Origin of the sequence: Methanosarcina soligelidi, from assembly GCF_000744315.1 — an archaeon.
Taxonomy (GTDB): Archaea; Halobacteriota; Methanosarcinia; order Methanosarcinales; family Methanosarcinaceae; genus Methanosarcina; species Methanosarcina mazei.
The window spans coordinates 3,752,769-3,778,653 of the sequence record NZ_JQLR01000001.1; the positions used below are offsets into that span (position 1 = coordinate 3,752,769).

At 41.4% G+C, this 25,885-nt stretch carries 16 protein-coding genes; 12 read left to right on the plus strand and 4 right to left on the minus strand.

The features are described 5' to 3' along the window. Window positions 1-79: 79 nt before the first annotated feature. Complete coding sequence (locus M886_RS16035) at window positions 80-325, minus strand: hypothetical protein (RefSeq protein WP_048037279.1); 246 nt, start codon at window positions 323-325, stop codon at window positions 80-82. A 652-nt stretch (window positions 326-977) separates the two neighbouring features. Here M886_RS16035 and M886_RS16040 point away from each other — a divergent pair. Together M886_RS16040 and M886_RS16045 are read left to right on the plus strand one after the other, a co-directional pair. Then, the gene (locus M886_RS16040; protein ID WP_048051497.1) at window positions 978-1,439 is read left to right on the plus strand and encodes a protease inhibitor I42 family protein; all 462 of its coding nucleotides are present in this window, start codon (window positions 978-980) and stop codon (window positions 1,437-1,439) included. 335 nt (window positions 1,440-1,774) lie between these two features. Next, window positions 1,775-1,975 (plus strand): hypothetical protein, encoded by a 201-nt coding sequence (locus tag M886_RS16045; RefSeq protein ID WP_048051498.1) that lies wholly within the window; start codon window positions 1,775-1,777, stop codon window positions 1,973-1,975. A gap of 623 nt (window positions 1,976-2,598) precedes the next feature. Here the strand turns inward: M886_RS16045 and M886_RS16055 are convergent. Continuing rightward, window positions 2,599-4,683 (minus strand): hypothetical protein, encoded by a 2,085-nt coding sequence (locus tag M886_RS16055; protein WP_048051500.1) that lies wholly within the window; start codon window positions 4,681-4,683, stop codon window positions 2,599-2,601. Window positions 4,684-4,786: 103 nt separating this feature from the next. Here M886_RS16055 and M886_RS16060 point away from each other — a divergent pair, with 103 nt between their 5' ends. The 9 genes from M886_RS16060 (at window position 4,787) to leuS (ending at window position 22,568) form a co-directional block, all read left to right on the plus strand. Continuing rightward, window positions 4,787-10,768 (plus strand): DEAD/DEAH box helicase, encoded by a 5,982-nt coding sequence (locus M886_RS16060; RefSeq protein WP_048051501.1) that lies wholly within the window; start codon window positions 4,787-4,789, stop codon window positions 10,766-10,768. Window positions 10,769-10,802: 34 nt separating this feature from the next. Beyond that, complete coding sequence (locus M886_RS16065) at window positions 10,803-11,918, plus strand: PD-(D/E)XK nuclease family protein (RefSeq protein WP_160173172.1); 1,116 nt, start codon at window positions 10,803-10,805, stop codon at window positions 11,916-11,918. 42 nt (window positions 11,919-11,960) lie between these two features. Further along, window positions 11,961-12,362, plus strand: a complete 402-nt coding sequence (locus M886_RS16070) for a very short patch repair endonuclease (protein ID WP_048051503.1) — start codon at window positions 11,961-11,963, stop codon at window positions 12,360-12,362. A 25-nt stretch (window positions 12,363-12,387) separates the two neighbouring features. After that, the gene (locus M886_RS16075; RefSeq protein WP_200880728.1) at window positions 12,388-13,449 is read left to right on the plus strand and encodes a DNA cytosine methyltransferase; all 1,062 of its coding nucleotides are present in this window, start codon (window positions 12,388-12,390) and stop codon (window positions 13,447-13,449) included. Between the two features lie 163 nt (window positions 13,450-13,612). Beyond that, the gene (locus M886_RS16080) at window positions 13,613-16,558 is read left to right on the plus strand and encodes a M1 family metallopeptidase (protein WP_048051504.1); all 2,946 of its coding nucleotides are present in this window, start codon (window positions 13,613-13,615) and stop codon (window positions 16,556-16,558) included. Between the two features lie 424 nt (window positions 16,559-16,982). After that, window positions 16,983-17,315 (plus strand): DUF1622 domain-containing protein, encoded by a 333-nt coding sequence (locus M886_RS16085; RefSeq protein ID WP_015410989.1) that lies wholly within the window; start codon window positions 16,983-16,985, stop codon window positions 17,313-17,315. A 91-nt stretch (window positions 17,316-17,406) separates the two neighbouring features. Further along, on the plus strand, window positions 17,407-17,739 hold the full coding sequence (locus M886_RS16090; protein ID WP_015410990.1) for a DUF1622 domain-containing protein: 333 nt from the start codon (window positions 17,407-17,409) through the stop codon (window positions 17,737-17,739). 419 nt (window positions 17,740-18,158) lie between these two features. After that, window positions 18,159-19,376: a threonine synthase gene (gene thrC, locus M886_RS16095; protein ID WP_048040374.1), complete on the plus strand. Its 1,218-nt coding sequence runs from the start codon at window positions 18,159-18,161 to the stop codon at window positions 19,374-19,376. Window positions 19,377-19,667: 291 nt separating this feature from the next. Further along, a complete protein-coding gene (gene leuS / locus M886_RS16100; RefSeq protein ID WP_048051505.1) occupies window positions 19,668-22,568 on the plus strand; it encodes a leucine--tRNA ligase in 2,901 nt (966 codons plus the stop codon). Window positions 22,569-22,925: 357 nt separating this feature from the next. Here the strand turns inward: leuS and M886_RS16105 are convergent, their stop codons facing one another. Together M886_RS16105 and M886_RS16110 are read right to left on the minus strand one after the other, a co-directional pair. After that, window positions 22,926-23,864, minus strand: coding sequence for a nitrilase-related carbon-nitrogen hydrolase (locus tag M886_RS16105; protein ID WP_235203994.1), 939 nt, complete (start codon window positions 23,862-23,864; stop codon window positions 22,926-22,928). 85 nt (window positions 23,865-23,949) lie between these two features. After that, the gene (locus tag M886_RS16110) at window positions 23,950-24,600 is read right to left on the minus strand and encodes a hypothetical protein (protein ID WP_048038038.1); all 651 of its coding nucleotides are present in this window, start codon (window positions 24,598-24,600) and stop codon (window positions 23,950-23,952) included. A gap of 627 nt (window positions 24,601-25,227) precedes the next feature. On the opposite strand from M886_RS16110, the gene M886_RS16115 reads away from it, so the two are divergent. Then, complete coding sequence (locus tag M886_RS16115) at window positions 25,228-25,725, plus strand: pyruvoyl-dependent arginine decarboxylase (RefSeq protein WP_015410996.1); 498 nt, start codon at window positions 25,228-25,230, stop codon at window positions 25,723-25,725. Window positions 25,726-25,885 lie beyond the last annotated feature (160 nt).

A 25,885-nucleotide genomic window follows, 5' to 3' on the forward strand; every position in this document is an offset into this window, starting at 1 on the left:
GGAAAGAAGGTAAAATATGAAACAGAACAGAGAGCAGAGATATAAAAGTGTGGATCTGAAATTAAATCCACACGGGTCATCAGTTCCTTGTTACAAACCGGATTATACCGGAATTCTCCATGTTCTTATAGAGGAACGCTGAAGAATACGCAAGCAGCATAAACTTGAAGCCCTCTACAAAGTCCATCTCCATGAACATCAAAATCATACCCACGAAGAAGGCGAACTGTATTACGCACAGGACCATTCCGGCTGCTGTGAACATTTTCTGACGACTACTACCACTACTATCACTACTGTCTGAATCATCGGATTCTTCTGACATTTTATTTCAAACCTCGCGAATAAAGGTCTTAAAGAGTGTTTTAAAGAGTTTTTGCTTTTCTAATTTTTTCGTTTTTTCTGTCTATTTTTAAATTTCAGTTCAGGCAATTTTGTGAAGATCCAACCGGCTCGTATAGAGCAAAGGCCCCGTTATAAAACGTATAACGTAAGCCTTATAGAAAGCTCATAAAACGAGATAAAAAGTTGAAATCTTCAAAGGATGCATCTGAAGGTTCACTAGAATTGATCCCTGGGTGCAGCATTACCTGAAAAAACACTCTCCAATTTAGAGACTTTTATACAATATTACTATTTGAGCTGGAAAGTATATATAGTTTGCGTGAAAGGGAAGGTCACTGTCTTGACTGAAGCTGTTTTTGAGCTGGGAAAAAGGATTAGATATCAATTGCCCGGATGATTTCTAGCCTTTTGTTCCAGATATCGAGGCCATTGAGGGCACTTTTTGCTGTGTGCAGGTCTAAAAATTCGCTCTATCCGGTTTCTGGCTTAAGTTTTCCCATAAAAGTTATCAATTGTTCTTCAGGGTTTATTTTAAAAAACCAGTAGTATTAATACTGTAGTACAATAATCAGTAAAAATTACAATAAATCAGGCATTATGAAATAAAAGGAAAAGAGGTTTGAGGGGCAGTTATGAAGATAATGTTAAAATTAATCGTGATGCTCTCGGTCATTGCTGCTGTTGTCTTTGCAGCCGGCTGTGCCGAAGAGCCAGAGAACGCAGGAAATGAAACTCAGGGAGTTTCCGAACAAATATCGCCTGCAACCCCGGAAACAGGGCAGGTCATAACCGAAGCTGACAACGGGACAAGCATAAGCCTCAAAAACGGAGAGAATTTTACACTCCAGCTCAGGGAAAATCCGTCCACAGGCTACTCCTGGGAACTCAACGTGACTGAGGGGCTCAGCGTTCTCAGCGACGAATATATTCAGGATGAAGCTGCCGAAGATAAGGTTGGTGTCCCTGGAACTCATTCATGGATTATTCAAGCCGTGGATCAGGGCAGCCAGCAGGTGAACGGCATATACAAGAGGTCCTGGGAAAACACAACCGGAACTGAGGATAACTTTACACTTGCTGTTGAGGTTATCTGAGAAGCTTTTTGTTTCTCAGGTTTTATTTCCTTTTTTACTTTTTTTTAGTTTCAGTCAAATACATCGCCAGCTTGCGTTGGGGGTTGCCAGAAGAGCTTTGATTTTTGGTTTTTGGCAGGTTCATGTTTCAATCGCTGAGATGATTTTTAGCCTTTTATTCCAGATATCGAGACCACTTTTTACGGCGATTTCGTTATAAATCTTCTCGAAAGCAAAATTAAGCAAAATAAATATTTAAAATGAGTGCTATATATATTCAAACATCGATATTTATTATCGAGTAGGACTCAAAGCAAAGTAGTACAAATAAAGATTGATATGAGTCGGGGGTAAATATGAATCCAAATATTAAGCAATTTGAGATCGAAACGAAACTGGGTAATACCTTAAACATTACTTTTAATAGAGAGTCAAATTTGCTTATTGTTGATTTAATAGAGAAAAGTGGAGCGGTGGAAAACCAATTTATCTGGCGTTATATTGATGAAAATGCACTGCTCAAAGAGGCTTCAGGAATTGCACAACATGGAACCTGAAAATCAGCCTTGACAGCAGACGGTGATACTTATCTGATTGGGAACTTTGAGAGCTTTAAAGATGCTAAGGACTTCCTTAATAGGAGTTGAACCACTTTGAAACCCTGATGCCAAGGTGATAAGGCATACTGAAAGGACAGGCATGGAAGCGATATTCGCAACCGAGTAGAAGATTTCTTTTACCACAAACCACCTTCCTGGGATTCTCAAATATGAAAATGCTGAAAACTTATGGATTTCCGACACTGTAAGGGATGCCTTACGGAAAACTGATAATGATGTTGTAAGCTACTGCTTGGGATTATTCTGCTGCTTCTATAACTATGAAAATTGGAAACTACACAGTCTGAACACTGCTAAACCAGGCGGCTTGAAGCATGTTTCTAAACTTGATAATGAAACTTGGCAGCATTTTAGTCAAGATATCGATAATTTGAAACTAGTGTCGCGTCAGCAGTAAAGTGTCATATATAGTCGGTTACAGCTATTCAGAACCCTTTAATCCTTGAGGATTGACGCGACACTAGCAACTAACGACCTTTTGTCTAAAAACTTATATTTACACTCCAACCAAATACGAACTTAAAAATGTTAATTCGGAATGTTTACTCTTAAAGATAAATTTAATTTTCTTTAATTGTTATATCCTTAATTTTTATCGTTTTCAAAGGCTGGGTAATGGTTTCATTTTTAACATCTTGAAGTATTTGCCTCATCACTTTCCGACCCGTACGCCTGTTAGAAGTCCTGAAATATTCCATTGCAGCAGATATATATTTGTAATTATCAATAAGTTTTTGGATGCGAAATGTTTCTCCAAAAATTTTGATGTCATTGCGGTCTTGTGGTCCAATATTATATCCAGGATTAATTATTGCCGCAGTTGCTGATTCTTTGGGATCACTATCAAGCCCTTCAAACCAATTTCGAATTGTAACATAATTTCTAGAAAGACCATTATTCTTCAATAAGTTCTGCACTTCAGAGATTGAATGCTTATCAGCAACTGACGATAAAGCACTTTTCCAATCCGACACATAGTCAACTAAATCATTAAGGTTACGACCTATTTCTTTCATGTTATTAGACAATTCTTTTTGTAAATAATCAAATCGTAATTCATTTGAGACAATGGTAATTGTCTGGTTCTTTTTTACATCTTGAAGTGAAACCCAACAATAATTATTAAATAATGCTCCAGGCTTTTGGAGAATTATATGTTGCCAACCATGCAAAGAGAACTTCTCACCATCCTGTGAAGTAATAATGTATTTATTGCTATCAACAACAGCAGAGTATTCAAATGACACTTGTCCCTCAAGAACGTCATCTTTTTCTAAATACCTAATGAATCTGCGATAAGTATCATAATTAATTTTGAAATTTAAATTTGCCCAATTTTTACTGTGATTATAGGGCTTTTTAGGCTCCATCTGTTTGTCTGAGCTTGAAGAACTTAAACTTAAATTATTCAAAACACTAGAATCAAGGTTCTTATTGAGAGATTGCTCTAATATCTGCTTCTCGTGCTGATATAAAACCAAAATTATTTTTGAAGCCAAATTACTTGAATCGATGAGAATCTCTCCTGAAGGCACAAAAGGGATAAAGATGCAATCCACAATATGCTCATCTAGCAACAGTTCTCGAGATAACAATTCCGGATACCAACAAAAATTATATTTCTCAAAGGCTTCAAATTCAGTATTAATATTTTCAAGCGCCCATACAAAAGCCTCTGAAAATAACTTATTAGGGAATAATATTGCTGTTTGTTCCCCATTTTTATGACAGAACTCTGCTAATGATACTAAGTGATCAAATTTCATATTTTTTTCAAATGTTTCTTTTTCAATTTGTTTGCAAAGATATTCTATGGCCAATCTTTTTGAAGCTTCGATGTCCATACTCTTCGAAAAAGCTTCTGATGGAATGATAGGTTCGTTTTTTGGACCTCTAAATTCGTAGTCATAGTAACTGTAATAATATTTTATTGGCACTGGCAAACTTGAATAAAAATATCCGTATTCTTCAACTTTTTCTATAAATGTATTTGGTTCTAATGCAAAAGAGTCAAGATAATTAAAAAAGTTGTATATTGCTTCATCGTCTACTAAATCAATTTTAGCAACTTTTTCTTTAACAGTCTGCTTTTTTGGGAGGTGAATATATAATTCACTCCAGCTTTTTTCCTTTAAATCTGAACTAATTTCAGAGTATTCTTTGCCATTTTTTCCGTGATCGCGGCTGGTAAATATTATAATTTGTCTTTTAGCAGAACTAAAAAAACCATTAATGTCCTTGTTTCGGAAATGAACAAAGAGGGATGAATCATAATCCAATCCATTGATCTTATCAGGATGAGTTATTTTTACTCTTTGATGAGGACTTTTCATTAATAAATTATATACGTCGGTAATTCCAGTATTCAAGTCCTTTAAAGTATTGAACAAGAAGCTTTTTCCCACACCGTCAGTGAGAAAATACACATTTTGCTTCTCAACAGATAAATATGCTAATTCTGTAATTATAAGCCTTAACATAAGACTGTTAGATTCAGGCAATTGAAAGAATAATTTTAATTCGTTGTTGGATTTAAATTTATTTCCAAGTTCATCTAATATTTTCAATTCATCATCTGATAGTGTAATTGGCTTTTCCCTGAACTTTAGCCCCGAGTTTTGAATTAGATTTTCTACTATAGACATATGAATCAATCAGAGATTTTATATAACGTCATTAACAGTGAGTAGTATATATATATTTACTTACTAAGTTTCGTATAAATCGGGAACGATTGCTGGTGTTAATATGAATGATCCAATTGGAACATTTGATTCAATAAAAGATAACTTTCTACTCTATCTAAAAACAGCCTTTTTTTCGAAATTTCCTTCAGTTGAAGAGGAAAGGGAACAAATGCTCAAAAAACCAGGAACGATTGCCAAAGATCCTTGGATAGAGCCAATTCAAAAATATAAATCATCTGGAAAAAAGCCAAACCAACTTGGACAAAGAGAAACGCCTGGGTTGGACGAAAAAGAGATCACCGAATTTAAATCACTAATTTCCTGTGGGCTGCTTGGGGATTTTGAACTTTATAGCCATCAAGTTGATATGCTTCAATATGCCCTCCAAGGAAAAAATTGCGTAATTACAACAGGTACCGGGTCTGGTAAGACCGAATCATTCTTGCTCCCACTTTTTGCCTCACTTATCCATGAATCTTCCAATTGGAAACTCCCTAATGAAAAACACTTACATTCTGATGACTGGTGGAAAAACAATGAATGGAGAAAAAAATGGAGACAGGAAATAAAGGCTGGAAACAATATTTCAAGGCGCGTTGCACAACGGGGGCATGAAAGCCGAGATGCAGCAGTAAGGGCATTGATTTTGTATCCAATGAATGCACTCGTCGAAGACCAATTGACACGCCTTAGAAAAGCCCTAGATTCTGATGAAGCAAGAAAATGGTTCAAGGTTCACAGAGGAAATAATAAATTTTATTTTGGCCGATATAACAGTGGGACACCTATCCCAGGACATGAATTTAAGCCTCCGGAAAAGGGAGGTGGACCCGATAAAGAGAAAATCACCAAACTTGCAAAAATAATGAGGGAACAAGAAGAAGAGTTCAATTATGCGATAGATGCTGCAAAAAAAGTTAAAGAGGACAAAGTCAACCTAGATGAAGATTTTGATAAGATTCGGTACTTTTGGCCTAGCCTCAATGGTTCTGAAATGCGTTCCCGATGGGATATGCAGGACTGCCCACCGGACATACTTATCACAAACTTTTCAATGCTTGGCATCATGCTAACAAGGGAAGAAGATCGTGGAATATTTGAAAAAACAAAAGAATGGCTAAATAAAAGTGAAGAAAATATTTTCCATTTAATTATCGATGAACTTCACCTTTATAGGGGGTCATCAGGAGCTGAAGTTAGCTACCTTCTAAAACTCTTTTTGAACAGGCTGGGATTGCATCCCGGTCACCCACAATTGAAGATTTTAGCTTCAAGCGCTTCAATCGAAAAAGATGACCCCAAAAGCCTGGAGTTTCTTTATGATTTTTTTGGTGAAAGGAATGAATTTAGGATCATTTCTGGAGAAAAAGAAAATATAGGAACAATCAAGGGTTTCCCATTACTTGACCCACAACCTTTTATTTCTCTAGCAAAGGCTTCACCAAACATTCCGGATGATGTATTTTTAAGTTGTGCTAAATCGTTATGCCCAAAAATCAATTCAACAAATGGAAAAATCGCACTTTTAGAAGCAATTGAGTCTGAAGAAGTTGAGATGGAAAAAAGGCTTTTGCATGCATGCAATATCGAGAGAAAAGTTCCAGCAGTCCCTCTAGAAGAATTTGGAAAAAATCTTTTTGGTTACTCAATTGGTGATGAAGAGTTGTGGGAGGCCGTAAGAGGAGTTTTCATATCCCGTGGAGTTTGCGATGAAGCCCGGTCTATTGAAACTGCAACCAATAATTTTGGAAAACAGTCTCATCTTCCTTCTTTCCGTTTTCACTGGCTATTTAGAAATGTTGACGGTCTTTGGGCATCTACTATTCCTCCCAAAAATAGCAATGGCGGAAGAACAATCGGAGAACTGTATGCACATCCGCAAATTATTAGTGACTATGATGAAAGAAGAAGGGTTCTGGAGGTGTTCTATTGTGAACACTGTGGAACCCTTTATTTTGGGGGAAACAGATTCCAAATAAATAAAGACGAATTAGAAATATTGCCAACTGATCCGGATATCGAGGGGCTACCTGACAAAAAAGCAACAGCCGTGATAAATCAACGAACTTATCAAGAGTTTGCCCTTTTTTGGCCTTGTGGGGAACAGGAAATTAGCCAAAAAGGAAAGGGGGGATGGCACCAAAAAACACGGAATTCTCAAATCAAGTTGTCAGGAGGAAAGTGGATCCCTGCAAGCTTTGACACGATGTCTGGGCATGTAATAAAAGGTCACGCCAAAGCAGAGACAAATCATAGTGACTGGATAAAGGGATATTTATACCGTTTAGATACAACAGAAGAAGACAGCTATTCTGCTCTCCCATCGGTATGTGCAAATTGCGGTCAAGATTATGGAACTGGGAAAAAATTAATTTCTCCAATCAGAGGATTTAGGACAGGTTTCTCTAAAGTTAGCGAACTGTTGACAAATGAGATATTTCTACAACTGCCCGAAAAAACAAAAAAAATTGTTGCCTTCTCAGACAGCAGACAAGATGCAGCAGATCTGGCCACAGGTATCGAAAAAAATCATTTTAATGACATGTTTAGGGATGTGTTTGTGCAAAGCATCCAAAATGCAGTTGTCACAGAATATGAATTTGCAAAATATGTCAATAACCTAATAAAAAATGGGGAGAATGCGAGCGATCTTTCAATTAAATTAATAATGGGCAGGATAGCAAGTGGTACATCCAAAAATCTCCAATCAATAAAAAGGTTCGCTGAAGTTTATCCGTCTAAAGCAGAACAGATTATACAAGATTTACAAGCAATTTCTCTTCTTAGAAAATCTGATCCAGCGACTAGAAAGATTTTGGAAAAAATGACCAGTGAGGCTGAATCTCGCCTGAAAGAAATTAAAGAGAGACAAAATTCAAGGGTAATTCCCATTTCATTGTTAATTGATCGTTTTCAAGGTTCTGGGGAATATGCTTGCGGGAAATTATTGGAGGTTTTTATTACTCTTGGAGTCAACCCTGCAGGTCCTTCTTTAAAATATAGAAACTTCAAATGGGATAATGAATGGCACCCATGGCACGAATTATTTGATATGTACAGACTCCAATGGAAACCAAACCTATCCGAAGATTTTGACATTGCAAAGAAAACGATGAAAAAAGCAGTCCGCAAGAATATTTGCGGAGTTCTATTTAGCCGCTTGTACTACAATTTTGAATCTTCTGGTCTAGGATATCCAAAGTGCTTTCTAAGTGAGGATCAGTTACAGCAATATTCAAAAAAGGCGAACCTTGAACAGAATATATTTCAACAAGTTTGTGACTCAACGATCCGGATATTGGGTGATTCTTGGCGGCATGAGGGATCACCACATTTTAAAAACCTTCAAAAATATTACATATATGAGGGAGTTCCCTCGAAACTCAAAGAACACTTAAGGGCGGTATTTAAAAAATATGGGGATCTCGATGAATCAACTGCAGGTAAAGCTGTATGGGACGTGCTGCAAGAATTAGGTCATAAAGGTGGTATAATTAACACACAAGCATTATCAATGAAATTAGCTTCAAGTGATGACCCTGCTTGGACGTGTGCTAATTGTGGGAGAGTTCATCTTCATTATTCAGCAGGAGTTTGCACAAATTGCCACTCTGAATTGCTTGTAAATCCTGACAAATTGTGTGGAGATATTAGAAGATCAAATTACTTAGCCTTGCCAGCAGTTAAAGGAAGAGAGCCTACGCGTTTGAGGTGCGAAGAGCTAACTGGACAAACTGATAACCAAGCAGAACGGCAAAGGCTATTTCGGGGATTTATTATAAACAGCGAAGAAGGAGATACCCCTCCATCTGTGAGAGCAATTGATGCCTTGAGCGTCACAACTACAATGGAAGTCGGCGTTGACATTGGCAACCTGCAAGCAGTCATGCTTGCAAACATGCCTCCAGAGAGGTTTAATTACCAGCAACGGGTTGGGCGTGCTGGAAGGCGGGGGCAGGCATTTTCATTTGCACTAACCTTATGCCGCGGAGGGAGGACTCATGACGACTACCATTATTCTAACCCAAACCGTATTATCATTGATTCACCTCCAGTTCCATTTGTAACTGTAGGAGACGGTCAGATTCAGATTGCTGAAAGGCTGCTTGCAAAAGAATGCCTTAAGTTTGCGTTTTATGATGCAGGGGTTCGCTGGTGGCACTGCCCATCAGGAGGAAATATCCATGGAGAATTTGGTTATGCATGTAAAAATGATGAAAACGGTCCCAGCGTAATTGAATGGAAAGATGTTAAGAGCAAAGTAACTGGATGGCTAGATTCTTCAAACCTTGAAACTTTAGAATTAAAAAGATCAATAATTCACGCATTAGTTGGAACCGAAAACTCAGATTTGGAAGAAGACATGTTGGATTATTTATCCACATACTTGCCACAAAAAATAGATGAAGCTGTTGAGAACCAAGAATTTACAAGCCAGTCTCTTTCAGAAAGGCTAGCCGAAGCCGGGATATTGCCTTTATATGGTCTTCCCTCGCGCCAAAGGCTATTATACCACGGATTTGGGAAAAACGGAGCAAAAACAATTGATAGAGATATCGAAATTGCTATAACGGAATTTGCTCCAGGAGCACAAAAAACTAAAGACCACGCGATTCACACCGCAATTGGATTCACCCAACCGATTGTGTTGAGGAATGGTCACTGGATGACAGTGAGACCAAAAGACCCTCCGCTTCCATACAGATGGTGGATTTCCCGATGCAGAGAATGTGGTTCTGTTTCTGTGATGAAAGATGAATTTGAAGCAGAGCTTTGCCCGCATTGCGGTACAACAGATGAAGAATACTTTAAGTCCATTGAAGTTGCAACCCCACTTGCATTTAGGACAGACTTTTCTCAAGGGCAAGACACTAAAAACATGGAACAAATTAGTTTTGGAATGACATCATCCGTAGCAGATATCCGCAAACCAAATTTTGGGAATTTCAGTGGTTTAAATTGTGATGTCGCCTTTGAGAGCAACTGCCACCTTTGGAGGATAAACGATAATGGCGGGAGGCTTTTTGAAGGCGCAACTTTGAGGACTGGTCATTTTTACTCTAAGCCCGACGAAGAAGATGAAGATGAAGACCAAAAGGAAGTTCCTAAAGAATCGTGTGGTTTTAGCCCTGAAAACCAATGGATCTTCAAAGACTATATCGAAAAGGTTACAGACGAAAAGCCAGATTCATACGAACATATTGGGCTTGCAGCCAGCAAGATCACAGATGTAATAAAATTCAGGCCGCAAAAAGTTCCACTTGGTCTTACTTTAGATCCAATAAGGATAGAAAAAGGGCAGTATCCTAATTCAACTGTTTTTGGAGGCGTCAAAGCAGCAATTTATTCTGCTGCTTTTATTTTGTGTTCACACGTCTCAAGTGAATTGGATATTGACCCTGAAGAAATAGAAATATGCAATTTTCAGCGTTCACAAATCGATAACATACATGTTGGAGATATTACACTTGGGGACAAGCTTCCAAATGGGTCAGGGTTCGTTAATTGGATTTACCAAAACTGGGAACAAATTTTAGACGATATAATAGAACCTAAAGACCTAAAATCATTTTCTTATCACTTGCTTTCTGAAAACCACTCAGAGAATTGCAAATCTGCATGTTACAATTGCATTATGTCATTCAGAAATATGCGATATCACGGTCTTTTAGATTGGAGATTGGGACTCTCTTATTTAAGGACCTTGAAATCTTCTAAGTATATGTGTGGTTTAGATGGTAACTTCGACTATCCTGAATTCAAATATGGTGTTTCAGAAGGGTGGATTGATTTTGCTTTTAAAGAAGCCAAAAATTATTCCGTTTCTTTCAGTGGCAATGTGCATAAGTGTGGGGAATTGCCCTGCATCTCTACAAAAAATGGAGATATTTTAATAGTTCATCCTCTTTGGGACATTCATAGGCGAAGTGGTATCCTTGCCGAAGCAATTGTAGAGTGCAATTCACCTCCAAGGTATATAGACACCTTTAATCTCCTGAGGAGACCAAGTTGGTGCCATCAGAAGGTTGAAGGGGGGCTCTAAAATAATTTACTACAGTTTGCCGACAGCCCTACAGTTGACTCCAATCCATAGGATATCCCCTAGTATATTTTATGCGTTTAAGAAATGTGCCCTTCATGGTACACTTGTAACGTCAAAAGCTCCAAAAATGCTTCCAAATTCTCCAAATGCGTATATAGGGAATATTATACACGAAACTATAAAAATTGCAAAAGAAGAAAAAATTAGTGAAAAGAGGGATTTCGAGTCCATTTGGTCTGAACTTGTTGATAAAAAAGAAAAGGCTATGACAAAATCATGGATTGAAAAACATCTTGTGCCAATCAAGGAATATTCTACTGATTATGAAGTAAAAAAATTGTTGTGTAAAAAATTTGTAAACAACCTCTCCCTAGAAAAACAAAAATCAGGGCAGTATTCAAGTATCTCAGAAAAATTCATTTATCATAGCAGGAACGAGATTTGGCTCCAAAGTACTGATGGGAAAGTAGGAGGATATGCAGATGCGATTATTCCAACCGAAAATGGAGATATAATAATCGATTACAAAACAGGAAAATACATTGAAGAGTCCTCTTGCGGAAGCTGTGCAAAAGTGAAAGAAGAATATGAAATCCAACTGAAATTGTATTCTTCACTCTATCACTCAGAATATGGAAAATGGCCAGTTTCATTAAAGATTGCAGGAATTGATGGAACTTCTGTTGAAGTTGATTTCACAAACGCAGAATGCGAAGCAATGCTTCGAGAAGCAATTGAGATTCTAAATTACACAAACAATATAATAATAAAGAAAAACCTTACAAAGCCTGAAAAATTTAGAGAATTATCTTCTCCAAATCCCGAAAACTGCAAATTTTGTCAGTATAGACCAGGCTGCAATAGTTACCTTGAAATTATGCCACAAAACATTCTATCAGAAGATAAGTGGCCAATTGATATATCCGGAACAATTATAGATCGAAAAATTCTAGGAAATGGCAACTTATTCATAAAAATTTCTTTAGATGCCGATCCTTCGAAAATAATATCGATTCGTAACCTATCGATTGAGAGACATCCTGCCTTGAACAATATTGGAAATGAAGTAGTAATATTCTCATTGCTGGCTGATTCTGGTGAAAAAGCATATCAAGAAGGGCTTCTCACAACATCATATCAAAATAATTGAATACATTTATACAGAATTTAAATTAAAGGATACCGAAAAGGAATGGTAGATAAATTTTCCCAAGAAACTAGAAGCAGAATAATGTCAAGGATTAAAAGTAAGTGGACAAAACCAGAAAAAAAGATTCATAATATTCTGAAAGGCAACAAAATTAAACACAAAATGCACCCTTCCTTGAAAGGAAATCCAGATGTATATCTGAAGGATTTCAACACAATAATTTTTATTGATGGCTGCTTTTGGCACAAGTGCCCAATTCATGGGCACATTCCAGAAAAAAATCGAGAATATTGGGAAAAGAAAATTGGAAGTAATGTTGCTAGGGATAAAAGATATACAAAAATGCTTAAAGAGGAAGGATATAATGTATTACGTTTTTGGGAATGTGAAGTTATGTCTGAAGGTTTTAAGTCAAAGCTAACGGAAGAAATTAAAAATATTTAACTATTATTTCTGGCTTTACTCTGCTTTGATAAAAAACAATGGTTCAATTTTTAAGTTGATAAGAATGAAAGTAGTATCATTATTTTCTGGGTGTGGTGGACTAGATTTAGGGTTCAGAAATGCCGGGTTTGAAATCATATATGCAAACGACAATGATAGTGCAGTTTGGGAAACATATAAGAAAAACCACGGTATGGAAATCGATACAAGGTGTATAAAGGGAATTGTAGCTAATTCACTTCCGGATGCAGAAGGGTTTATTGGTGGACCACCCTGCCAGAGCTGGAGTTTAGGTGGAAAGCTTGAAGGGTTCAATGATGAGAGGGGACTGTTATTTTTAGAATATATTAGGATTTTAAGGGAAAAAAAACCTTTATTTTTCGTAGCCGAGAACGTTCCTGGGATAATGTCTAAAAGAAACGAAAAAGAATTTAAGAAAATCCTCTCTGAACTGAAGAGAATAGGTTATAGGGTTAATCCAAAATTAGTAGATGCACGTGATTATGGAGTTCCTCAAGTTCGCAAAAGAGTAATAATAATAGGGTACAGAAAAGACATAAAGAAAAAAATAATTTTCCCAAAAGCTACCCATGTAAAAGAACTTAATGAACTAGCAGTAAAGAAAGGTCTTAAAAAATGGGTTACACTAGAGGAGATTATTCGTGACCTCCCTGAAGCGACGCCTGCTAAGGAGAAGAACTATGCAAACCTGTCATTAAAGGTGGCTAACCATGAATACCTAAACGGCGGCTTTTCATACATATACATGTCAAGAAACCGGAGAAAAACATGGAATGAACAATCATATACAATACAAGCCTCAGGGAGGCAAGCTCCACTTCATCCTGACTCCCCAAAAATGAAATTTGTAGATAAAGATATGTGGGTATTTGAGAAAAGTGAAGGAACACCTAGAAGGCTTTCTGTTAGGGAATGCGCAAGAATCCAAACTTTTCCTGATGATTTTATATTTAATTATAAAAGTGTTAACGATGGGTATAGGATGGTTGGAAATGCTGTTCCTATAAAACTTGCAGAAGCAATTGCAAATAAAATTAAAACTGACTTTAAAAATATGGGTTATTAAAGGTATTTTATGAGTTTTTGGTCCAATTAATTGGATCCCTCTTTGTATAATAATTTTCATCTCCTTCTCCCTCCCCCTCTCCCCCAAACTACACATTTAAATCCCTCCTCTCCCTTTTCTATCCCACAACTTAACACTCATAACTTTCATCCGGTGGCATTTCATGAATAACAGGCTGTACAAATATTATCCCGAAGATTTCGGGGAACTCAGGGTTGATGTCCTGCACATGGACCTTGTGTTTGATATCTACGATGACAGGACGAATGTGAAGTCCGTTCTCAGGGTCAGGACAAAGGATGAGCCCATTGAGAAACTGGAGTTAAACTGCAAGGACCTTGAAATCAGGGCTGTGAGCTGTTTTCAGTCCGAGGTCTCTTACAGGTACAGAACAGATGATGCTATCCTTGAGATCAGCTTCAGGGACGTAATTCCGCCGAATACCGAGATTGCGGTCATTACGGACACTGTGTGCAGGCCCACAAAAAATATCCTTGAAGGGCTGTACTATGACGAGACTCCGGCAGGGGCTCCCCCGCAGCAGATCACTCAGTGCCAGCAGTGGGGGTTCCAGAGGATCGTGCCCTGCATAGATGACATGACTGCAAAATGCACTTACAGGACGACCATCATTGCAGACTCGCGCTACACAAACCTCATAACAAACGGGGATGTCGCTGTAGAAAGGCATACCGTAAAACCGGGCAGGGACAAAATCGTCTACGACAACTCGGTAACGCCCATGGCTACATATCTCTTTTTCCTCGGAGTCGGGACCTATGCGACCTTTAAAAGGGAATTTGAATACCCTGACGGGAGCACGTTTATGCTGGAACTGCTCGTGCCTCCTGATTCCGATGCCAGGGCTGCGGAAAAGGCTCTTGATATCCTGCACGACTGCGTAATGTGGGTCTATGTCTTTACAGGGCCTGAGCAGTACGATGAGGACAGACTGGCCATAAGGCAGCTTATGTGGGACCTTGTCCGCAGGCGGGAGAAGCTGAAAATCGAGGCAAAGCCCAGACCCGGACAGGGAGAAGACGGACTCGGGGGAGACGGACAGGTTGGAAAAAGAGAAGGACAAGGAGAAAGAGCAGGAGAAGGACAAGGAGAAAGAGCAGGAGAAGGACAAGAGCTGCGGAAAATCAGGGACGAGCTTTCCAGGCTTGACAGAAACATCACTCCTGGGTACAGGTACACAGGGACCGTGTACCGGGAAATCGGGATGCAGAACTCGGACTTCGGGGGCATGGAAAATGTGGGGAACACAACCATTACCACAAACCGCATCATGCCTTTCCCGCAGATAACCGACCCTGCTTTTGAGTACATGATCCGGGTCAAGGTTCATGAGTACTACCACAACCAGAACGGGTCCGAGGTTACCGGGAGAAGCCCGTTTGAAATCTGGTTAAATGAAGCTGTGACCGTTCACATAGAAGAGCAGTACCACGCTTTTCTTTTCGGTGAGGACTATCAGAGGCTCCAGAGAGTGCTTGACCTTCTTGCACCCGCTTCCGGGACTTTTGCCCTGGACTCGGGGGCTGCTTCCATGCCCATCATCCCTGATGGGTTCAATGACCCTAACGACCTGATCACTGCGGTTACGTATGTAAAGTCCCCTGAATACGTTCGCATGGTCGAGAGCCTCACAGGAAAAGACACTTTTGTCCGGGGGCTTGACCGTTACTTCAAAAAATTCCAGCACTCCAATGCTTCCACACAGGACTGGATAGAAGATATGGAAGAAGAGAGCGGAGTGGCCTTAAAGGAGATGTCTGAGACCTGGCTCAGGCAGACTAAATTCCCTGTGGCCGATGTCTCAGCCGAATACGACAAGCTTACCGGGAAATTTACTTTCTTCCTCAAGCAGCACATCCCTGCCGGAGGAAAGCCCTGGAAATTCCCATTCAGGGCAGCCCTTGTGGACGAAAGAGGAAAAGACATTGTTGAAGTGCTGGAAAGGGTAAGCGGGGAAACTGCAGAGATTGTAATTGAAAATGTGGGTATGCCTTCATTCCTTTCCCTTAACAGGGGGTACTCCTTCTACGGCAAGCTTGTATACAGGGCAAGCCAGGAAGAGCTCCTCATGCAGGTCAGGAAGGACAGCGATATTGTGGGCAGGTTTACCGCCTTCTACACCTTTGTGGACCGGGAAAAGCTGAGGCTCCTTAGAGTTCCGGGGTCTGCCCCCTCCGAAGACTTTATAGAGCTTTACTACAGGCTCCTCAATGACCGGCAGCTCCTTGAAAGGGCTGGAGGGCAGTTTCTGACCATTTTCGAATCCGTAGAAGACGAAGAGTTTGCCCATCACTACCAGGCACTTTATGATGTAAAGCAGAAGCTCCTTAAAGCGGTCGCCGGAAAGTACAGGAGCTCCCTCATCTCTGCCTACAATTTCTTTGAAAACGCCTCGGTCCCGAGGGACGGGTCACTGGAAGAAACCGCAAGGGTGATCAAGAGCAGGCAGGCTAAAAACATCTGCCTGGGAGTCCTTGCAACCCTTGATGCCCCTGACATCCATGCCCTTATAAAACAGCAATTTGAGACCGCGACCTGTACGACCGACCGGCTGAGTGCTTTTGCCGCTTACCTGAACAGTTCGGCTCCTGACAAAATAGAAGTCCTGAGAGCCTTTGAAGCCGAATCGAAAAAGAACCTGATCGCCTGGGAAGCCTTCCTCTCAGTAATAGGAAGCAACAGCAGCGTTGATGCGGTGGAACTGGTCAGGGAAATGGAAAGGTCGGATGCTTTCAGGATAGAACAGACAAACGACCAGCGTGCACTTTACGGGAGCTTTGCCCGCAACCGCAAGAAGTCCCTCGAGACCGAAGAAGGCAGGGTTCTCTTTGCAGAGGTCCTGAGAAAACTGGCTCCGGTAAACGAATATACCACGGTCAACCTCCTCAACGCCTTTGCGAACATAGACCAGATGGAAATAAAATACCATATCCCGCTGGTTAAAATCCTTGCAGACCTCCTTGCGGAGCTTGACCCTCAGAAATACCCGAGTGTATATAACAGGATCAGGAAACTTCTTCTCGGAGCTCCCGCAGCCGTCGAAGCCTATGGGATAGTGCAAGGTAAGATTCCGGCTCTGCAAACGTAAAGTTCTGAAAGAATGTAAATCCAGAATTAAATCTACAGTTAAATCTACAGTTAAATCCACAGTTAATCCGAAATTAAATCCGAATTTAACTCAACGCATAGAAGTACAATTTTGCTCCGTTGAAAAAGACTTCATCGGAGCTTCTTTATTACAGGAAAACTTTAGATCTATTCCGGTCCTTTCCGGGATTTATGTTTAGTCCGGGATTTATGTTTAGTCCGGGATTTATGTTTAGAGAGTTATGATTGGAGAGTTATGATTGGAGAATTATGATTAGAAACATGCAGGAATAGATATATTGTGCAGGAATAAATTAAATGGAAGTATTAACCGGCAAAAATGGGAAAAACTGACAGACTGCGGTCTATTAAAAAGTTCAGTTTGAACCGAACGGATCTGGGGGATATTTCTGGCAGGGTAAAGGATGGTATCGGAACTTGCTGCTGTAATCCTGGGGATTTTCGTACAGTTTTTTGAAATTGTCAGTGCAGTCCTGATAGTTTTTGGGGGGTTAAGAGCTGCACTTGAAATCTTACTTGTCGAGGCTTTCAGGAAACCTTACAGTTATGAACACATAAGGAAGAAGTTTACAAATAAAATATTTTTCGGGCTTGAGCTTCTGATAGTTGCAGATGTGCTTGAGACCCTGAGAAAGCCTTATCTGGAGGAACTGTTCCTTGTAGGAGCTATCGTGGTAATAAGGTCTTACCTGGGCTACTTCTTAAGTAAAGAAGCCGAAGAGTACCAGTTTGACTGAAACCCGGAATCCGGTGAAATATAAGAAAGTGTCGTATTTAAAGGATAAATGTCGTATTGAAAGGGTAAATGTCGTATTGAAGGGATACAGGATGGTTTCGGATCTGTTCAGGAATATTCTGCAGTTTTTTGAATGGGTTTTCGAGGCAATCGGGACGGTTATTATAATCTATGGGGGGCTGAGAGCGACATTTGAGCTCTTATTGTATGAAACTCTAAAAAAGCCCTGTTCTCTGGAAGAGATAAGAAAAAAGCTTACAAACAAAATACTCTTCGGACTTGAGTTTTATATTGTCGTTGCCATTCTCGGGACCCTGAGAGACCCTTCTTTATCCGAACTAGTTCTCCTGGGCATTGTCGTACTTATCAGGACAACTCTTGGCTATTTCCTGAGTAAAGAGGTTAAAGAATACCAGTTTGATTAAGCGGAAATATCCGCGGAGACCTTAAAACCCGTATATTAATATCGAGGAGATCATACTTCTCCGAAAGTTCATGGACGTGCTTCGTGCAGTGGAGCATTTCCTGTTCCGTTCTTTTATGTTTTTATCCTTATAAGCCGGCACCAATAAAAAGCACATATAAGAATTGAAGCTTACACCCCCTGAACCGGAGACCGGGGTTGCTCTCCCTAATATAAAAGCCAGAAACAGTATAATTTAAAAGCAAGTAGCGTGTTAAGGATACAAAATATTATTAAACTCTAATATTATACTAATCCGAAATCCAGATTCTCAACCTGAAAATCCGAAGTCCGGGTTATACTGATCACCTTAAATTTAGATCGGGTCTGAACAGGGTCCCGGCGTTCAAAAAATTTGAAATCACATACAGGAGCAATTTAATGTATCATCTAAAATGTATCGAGTGCGGTGCAGAGTATTCAAAAGATGAAGTAATCTATACATGCAGCAAATGCGATGGGCTGCTTGATGTTATTTATGATTATTCCTCAATTAAACTCGACATGGAAAAATTAAAGACCGAATGTCCTTCGGTCTGGAAATATGCAGAACTTCTCCCCATAGAAAGAGAACCTGTGACCATACAGGAAGGCGGGACCCCACTTTACAGATGCGACCGCCTTGCCGAAAAGATAGGAGTTAAAGAACTCTATGTAAAACACGAAGGAATGAACCCGACCGGCTCTTTCAAGGACAGGGGGATGACTGTTGGGGTTACAAAAGCACTTGAACTCGGAATGAGTACCGTCGCCTGTGCATCAACCGGGAACACCTCGGCAGCCCTTGCAATCTACGGGGCAAAAGCAGGAATACCTGTGGTTGTGCTTCTTCCGGCAGGAAAAGTTGCCCTTGGAAAGGTAGCCCAGGCACTTATGCACGGGGCAAAAGTCCTCAGCATCCGTGGAAACTTTGATGATGCACTCGCTCTTGTGCGCACTCTCTGCTCCCAGGAAAAGATCTACCTCTTAAACTCGATCAACCCTTACAGGCTGGAAGGCCAGAAGACCATCGGCTTCGAGATTGCAGACCAGCTCGGCTTCAAAGTTCCTGACAGGATTGTCCTGCCCGTAGGAAATGCAGGCAATATCACTGCTATCTACAAGGGTTTCAGGGAGTTCAAGCTCCTTGGCATCACGGACTCTCTCCCGAAGATGACGGGAATTCAGGCAGCAGGCTCCTGCCCTATAGTAAAAGCCATTAAAAACGGGGCTCCGGAAATCACTCCCGAAGAGAACCCGGAGACGGTTGCAACGGCAATCAGGATAGGAAACCCTGTGAACGCAACAAAAGCCCTGAACGCTATAAGGGAATCCGGCGGTACTGCGGAGTCCGTAACCGATGAAGAAATCCTTGCAGCCCAGAAAGACCTTGCAAGGCTTGAGGGTATAGGAGTCGAACCTGCAAGTGCAGCCTCGGTAGCTGGTCTTAAGAAACTCGTTGACATGGGAGTCATAGGCAGGGACGAAACAGTAGTCTGCATTACCACAGGCCACCTCCTTAAAGACCCCCAGACCGTTATTGACATCTGTGAGGAACCTACTGTCGTTGATGCAAACATCGAGTCCATCCGGGAAGCGATTTTCGGGAAGGGAAAATAAAGCCTGAAGGACAATCTGGCTTAAAAAAACAATATGCGGCAAGAAACTGCAACTGTATCAAAGGCCCTTTCGGAAGGATTCGAAGATAAGTACTAAGATAAGTATAAATAAGTACCATAAGTACCGGAACAGAAAAAAGTTGAAATATTATCGGTCTGGTCCGGTACTCTTCAATTCTTTAAGGTTTTCCGGGAGCCAATCAGCTTCCCCTGATGTTTACTGTTATAATTAACATCCCTGATGTATCCAGATCCTTTTAAATCATGATAATTATCTGTGGGCGTGACACTAATGGAGCAGGACTATAAGCCTCACGAGATCGAGAACAAATGGCAGAAAAAATGGAATGAGAGCCGGATTTTTCAGGCTGAACCTGATAAGCGGGAAAAGTTCTTCATAACAATCCCTTACCCTTATCTTAACGGGAACCTGCATGCAGGGCATACCCGCACCTTCACAATAGGCGACGTGGTTGCAAGGCACAAAAGGATGCTCGGGTACAATGTGCTTTACCCCATGGGCTTCCATGTAACAGGCACACCGATTGTCGGGCTTGCCGAACTGATCGCAAGCCGGGACCCGCAGACCATGGACGTATATGAGCGCCTGCACGGGATCCCCGGAGATATCCTGCCGGCCCTCGATACTCCGGAAAAGATTGTGGACTATTTCAAGGTAGAAGCTGAGAAAGCCATGCGCATGATAGGGTACTCCATTGACTGGAGGCGCAAGTTCACAACAACTGACCCTACCTACAAAAAATTCATAGAATGGCAGTACACCCGGCTTGAAGAAAAGGACCTCATCGTAAAAGGTTCCCACCCTGTAAAGTGGTGTCCTAACGACAACAACCCTGTGGAAGACCACGATATCCTGCACGGAGAAGAAGCCACAATCGTGGAATACACCCTTATAAAGTTCAGGTACAGAGACCTCGTCCTCCCCTGCGCTACCCTCAGGCCTGAAACGACATACGGAGTGACAAACCTCTGGGTAAACCCGAATGTCGATTACGTAAAAGCCAGGGTTGAGAAGGACGGAAACGTGGAGTTCTGGGTCGTCAGCAGGGACGCTTTCAGGAAATTGACCTTTACGGACAGGACAGTCGAGTATGTTGAAGACATGCCTGCAAAGTCCATCATAGGAATCAAGCTCACAAACCCGGTAACCGGGGATGAGGTAATCTCCCTTCCGGCGTCCTTCGTAAAGCCTGAGAACGGTAGCGGGATAGTAATGAGTGTCCCTGCCCATGCGCCTTTTGACTACCTTGCCCTCCGCGACCTTTACGATGCTGACCTGAGTGAATATGGAATTACCGAAGACCTCAGGAAAATCGAACTTATTTCCCTTATCCAGGTCCCCGAATTCGGAGAGTTCCCTGCAAAAGAAATTGTGGAAAGCATGGGAATTTCAGACCAGAAAGACCCTAAAGCCGAAGAAGCAACAAAAATCGTATACAGGAGAGAGTTCCACGGAGGTGTCCTTAAGGAGCTCACAGGGAAATATAAAGGATACCCTGTTTCAAAGATAAAGGACATACTTACCAGGGACTTCCTGGCTTCAAACGCAGGCGAGACCTTCTATGAGTTCAGCGAGCCCGTGGTATGCCGCTGTGGGACTCCATGTGTCGTGAACATGGTTAAAGGCCAGTGGTTCCTGAACTACTCAAACCCTGACTGGAAAGCAAAGGTTTACAAATGCCTCGGCCAGATGCGGGTCATCCCGACAGAGTACAGGGTTGAGTTTGAAAATAAGGTTGACTGGCTCAAAGACAAGGCATGTGCACGCAGAAAAGGTCTAGGGACCCGCCTTCCTTTTGATAAGGAATGGCTGATTGAATCTCTAGGGGACTCGACAATCTACATGAGCTACTACATCATTGCAAGGTTCATCGAAAAAGGCGAGCTTGCCCTTGAACATCTTACACTTTCATTCTTCGACTATGTCCTTCTCGGAAAAGGCGATTCTGCGGCAGTTTCTGCGGAAACCGGGCTTAAACCTGAGCTAATAGAAGAAATCCGCAGCCACTTCAATTACTGGTACCCTGTTGACCTGCGCTCTTCCGGAAAAGACCTTGTTCCGAACCACCTGCTCTTTTTCCTCTTCCACCACGTAGCCCTCTTTGAAGAAGAAAAATGGCCAAAAGCCCTTGCAGTAAATGGTTTTGTTTCCCTTGAAGGGCAAAAGATGAGCAAGTCCAAAGGTCCCATCCTGACCCTGGAAAGTGCGGTCAGCTCTTACGGAGCAGACATAACAAGGATGTATATCCTCTCGACAGCCGAACAGACTCAGGACGCAGACTGGCAGAAGGCAGGGATAGATTCTGCCCGCAGACAGGTCGACAGGTTCTATGCCTTTGCAAAGGATGTTATTGAAAGCGGGAAGCGCGGGACCCTGAGTGCAGAGCTGAAGCAGATCGACCGCTGGATGCTCTCAAGGATGCAGAACTACATAAAGGAAACAAATGCTGCCCTTGACTCCATCCAGACCAGGGAAGCTATCCAGAACTCCTTCTTCCTGCTCATAAATGATGTCAGGTGGTACCAGAGGAGAGGCGGGGAAGCCCTGCTCTACTATGTGCTGGACAACTGGGTCAGGCTTATGGCTCCTTTCACCCCCCATCTCTGTGAGGAGGTATGGGAAGCCATGGGGCACGAAGACCCGGTTTCCCTTGCGCAGTACCCCCTCTACAATGAAGACCTCATAGACAACGGTGCAGAGCTTTCAGAAGAGGCTGTAAAGAGTACACTGAACGATATTGAAGAGATCATAAGGGTTACGAAGATGACACCTCAGAAGGTCTATCTCTACACAGCCCCTGCCTGGAAAGCAGAAGCCATAAGGTGTGCCTGCGGACTTCAGGTCGAAGCTCCGCTTGAAGTCGGAACCCTCATCAAAACCCTGATGGCAAAACCTGAACTCAAGCGCTTTGGCAAGGAAATTCCGAAGTTCGTCCAGAAAATAGTGCCAGAATTCAAGAGCGGAGGTGCGGAACGCTACGAGACCTTTGCTTACCTCGGCCTTGATGAAAAGGATCTCCTGAAAGAATCAGCCTCCTTCCTCGAGAAAGAAATCGGCTGCCCTGTTGAGATCCAGAGTGCAGATTCTCCGGAATATGATCCGCAGAAAAAATCCAGGTTTGCAGAACCCCTGAGGCCTGCAATTTATATCGAGGAAAAGAAGGAAGAATAAAAAACTTCTTTATAAATGAAACATTCCTCATCCGGGCAGGTAAGAAAGCCCGGAATTTCTTACTTTTTTCTCTGGCATGAAAGTACTCCCAAATACTTTCATATTTTGTGCCTCTTCTTCGAAGAATTTCATGTTCGTTTTCTGGTCCTTTCCGGTTAACTCTCCGGTTAATTTACTGTTATCTATTTCCTGAATGACAGCAAATTAATCGCAGGTTCTTTCTGTAAACGTGCCGCGCTCCTCTCGAACCATCTGGTACTGGATATAAAATTGAAAACATTAGCCGCGCCGGAAAATATCCAAATATGGAATATCAGCCAGGCAGCTGGAAATGACCGGAAAAAGGTTAAGACTGTATCAGTAAAGCTCCACTCTTCTGTCTTCAAAAACAGGGATTAATTTTCGGACCTCATCTTTCTGGGACATGTCAAGGTCATGAACTATTACACATTCTTTGCTTCCTGCATCGGCTTTTACTTCTCCCCAGGCATCAATAATCATCGAGTGCCCGAAATAACTGCAGTCAGGGGCAGAACCTGTGCGGTTGCAGGCGATGTGAGGGATCTGGTTTTCTATTGCTCTTGCCTTTGCAAGGACCTTCCAGTGTTCGGACCTGGGATTCGGAAAAGCTGCTGTGGTTACAAGCAGGTCAGAGCCGGCAAGAGCCAGTTTTCTTGCGACCTCGGGAAAGCGGAGTTCATAGCAGATCTCAAAGCCGATTTTCAGGTCTTGTTTTTTCAGGGAAATGGGCTCTATCGAACTGCCTTTTGAGAAATACTTATTTTCGGCTTTGAAAGGGTGAGTTTTGCGGTAAGTGCCTGCAAGAGCCCCGGACTCGAAGCAGAAGCCGAGGTTATAATAAGGAGAATTTTTATTTTCAGCGGAATTTTTATTTTCAGTGAAATTTTTATTTTCAGTGGAATTTTTATTTTCAGTGGAATTTTTATTTACCGGCATCTCATTTTCATTTCCTGAAAAACCGGTATCTTCCTCTCTAAAATATTTTTCTTCACCTGATTCGTTGCCATCCTTCAGAATGATAGAACCCAGGATGATGCAGTCGTTGGCTTCGGAAAAACACGCCAGGTTCTCAAGAAGAGGAGAGGGAAAGGTTTCTGCTGCATGGTCAATATTTTCATAGCAAAAGCCTGTGGAAAAAACTTCGGGAAAAACGACTAATTCTGCCCCTTTCTTAACAGCTTTAAGAGCCATGCTGAGGGCTTTTTCAAGGTTTTCCTGCTTCTTACAGTTAAGCACATCCATCTGGATACAGGCAACTTTCATATTTATGACCATGAGGTTTGATTAAAGATCGTTCCTGATTCGGACAGTTAAAAAGTTTCAGGGTTCGGGGCCTGCAAAAGAATCTGCATAAAAACTTTCAGGGCAGCAGGGTAGTTTGCTTACTTTTTGCTACGAGCCCTTCAAGGTCTATCCTGTGTTTTATCATGCCTGCAAGCACTTCATTTGCAAGCTTTGTTACCTCTTCCCTGTTTTCGCGTATTTCATATGCAGGGTCATCAGGAGGTATCTCAATTTTTGTGATATCGGCTCTGGCTTTTTTCAGGTGCGAGTCAGAGGCTTCACAAACAATCCCGGGTTTTTCCATGTACCGGTCAAGGTGCTTCTGGGTAATTCCTACAAGTTTTAATTCCCTGCGGAAACACGGCCTCTCGAAAAGCCGGGAAATTACATACACTCCGACAGGAATCCTGAAGTCAAGGTCAATTTTGAGGAGCTGGTTCCTGAAAATGAGATAAATGTTTTCGGGATCAGATGGGTCCGCAGACCCTGCTTCCCTGCCTTTATCCGGCAAAGGATCCTTGTTTTTTTCAGGCAGAGTATAAATTTTCGAAGGAGGGACCTCAACTTCGTCCAGTAATTCAAGATCTCTGAGTGCCCTGAGGTAGCCCGTGAGAACCAGCCTGTGTTCTTCTATTCCCTCAGCTTTCAGTTCCCGCGTGAGCCCGCTTATTGAGAGCCGCCTGCCATTGAGCAGTTCCATAACTTTAAGGTTGAGTTTCTCTGCCATTTTCTCTGCCTTTATATCAAGATGAAGGTTATTTAATGGTAGTTGTCTTCAGGCCCGGGGCCGGAAAAACACAATCTCCTGCTACAATAACCAGGTAATCAGATCCGCACTCCGGAAGCTTTCGGAAAAATAAAATTTTCCCGGATAAGAAAGCTGCGGACAGGAAAATTGCAGGGAGTAACACACGATGTAATTATCCTGCACAATATAAAGCTTATGAGAGATTTTGCAGAAAGCTCATAAAAAGAAATAATCTTAACAAAAGATGTGAAAATAAAAAGAAATTAGTAAGAAAGTAAAGAAACAAATAAAGCTTGAAAGTATCAGGCTAATATTAGAGAATATTCCTTTAGCAGAAAAAGTGAACTGCCACCAGGCTGAAAACCTGGAGGTTTTAAGCTTCTTCCTATCAAAAGAAAAGAACTGAAGATTAGAAAAATCAACGTAAAGATTATCTGAAAAGAAAATAAGAATTAAAATTAAAATAAAGATATATAATTTTAAAGTCCGGCCGGGACCAGGAAAACAAAAAAATAGCTTTTTTCAGCTAAATTGAAGGGCAACGCTTAAAAATGATAATTGCTATCTGGTTTAGGCTTAAACTGAGGATATTTTAAGGATGCAAAGATGATTACAAAGTTAATTCCAAAAAAAGTGTTCTTTACAAGTGGTGCCGGTACACATCCCGAAAAACTTGAATCATTTGAGGTTGCCCTTCGGGACGCATGTATTGAAAAGTTTAACCTTGTAACTGTGAGTTCCATCCTGCCTCCGAGATGTGAAATTGTAACAAAGGAGGAAGGTCTGAAAGAACTCAGCCCCGGAGAGATAGTTTTCTGTGTAATGTCCAGAATCTCTTCGAATGATCCCGGAACAACGTTAACAAGTTCAGTGGGCTGTGCTCTTCCAGTGGATATCAGCAAACATGGTTATATCTCCGAATACCACGCTTATGAAGAAAGCGCGCAGGACGCAGGTGCACACGCAGTAAAACTTGCAGAAAGCATGTACAGCACCTGGACAAAAGAAGAGCCTCTTAAAACCTTCAGCATCCCCAGATCGTCAACAGTAAAAGATAGCGGCGACTGGATGACTGTAATATCCGCAGCAGTTTTTGTTATTTAAATAACAGGATATCCTGTACAAACGGTAATACTACTGTTTCATATACATTATAACAGTACTGGTTACACTGGTTGTTTACAGTATATTGTTTGTTTGCGATAAGTCTGCTATTGATGTCCCTTTACAGATTACCTGACCATTATCTGGTATACGACTATCA

Excerpts from the sequence above, each read along its gene's own strand:
- M886_RS16035 (WP_048037279.1), bottom strand. The coding sequence starts at position 325 with ATGTCAGAAGAATCCGATGATTCAGACAGTAGTGATAGTAGTGGTAGT.
- M886_RS16040 (WP_048051497.1), top strand. The coding sequence starts at position 978 with ATGAAGATAATGTTAAAATTAATCGTGATGCTCTCGGTCATTGCTGCT.
- M886_RS16045 (WP_048051498.1), top strand. The coding sequence starts at position 1,775 with ATGAATCCAAATATTAAGCAATTTGAGATCGAAACGAAACTGGGTAAT.
- M886_RS16055 (WP_048051500.1), bottom strand. The coding sequence starts at position 4,683 with ATGTCTATAGTAGAAAATCTAATTCAAAACTCGGGGCTAAAGTTCAGG.
- M886_RS16060 (WP_048051501.1), top strand. The coding sequence starts at position 4,787 with ATGAATGATCCAATTGGAACATTTGATTCAATAAAAGATAACTTTCTA.
- M886_RS16070 (WP_048051503.1), top strand. The coding sequence starts at position 11,961 with ATGGTAGATAAATTTTCCCAAGAAACTAGAAGCAGAATAATGTCAAGG.
- M886_RS16080 (WP_048051504.1), top strand. The coding sequence starts at position 13,613 with ATGAATAACAGGCTGTACAAATATTATCCCGAAGATTTCGGGGAACTC.
- M886_RS16085 (WP_015410989.1), top strand. The coding sequence starts at position 16,983 with ATGGTATCGGAACTTGCTGCTGTAATCCTGGGGATTTTCGTACAGTTT.
- M886_RS16090 (WP_015410990.1), top strand. The coding sequence starts at position 17,407 with ATGGTTTCGGATCTGTTCAGGAATATTCTGCAGTTTTTTGAATGGGTT.
- thrC (WP_048040374.1), top strand. The coding sequence starts at position 18,159 with ATGTATCATCTAAAATGTATCGAGTGCGGTGCAGAGTATTCAAAAGAT.
- leuS (WP_048051505.1), top strand. The coding sequence starts at position 19,668 with ATGGAGCAGGACTATAAGCCTCACGAGATCGAGAACAAATGGCAGAAA.
- M886_RS16105 (WP_235203994.1), bottom strand. The coding sequence starts at position 23,864 with ATGGTCATAAATATGAAAGTTGCCTGTATCCAGATGGATGTGCTTAAC.
- M886_RS16110 (WP_048038038.1), bottom strand. The coding sequence starts at position 24,600 with ATGGCAGAGAAACTCAACCTTAAAGTTATGGAACTGCTCAATGGCAGG.
- M886_RS16115 (WP_015410996.1), top strand. The coding sequence starts at position 25,228 with ATGATTACAAAGTTAATTCCAAAAAAAGTGTTCTTTACAAGTGGTGCC.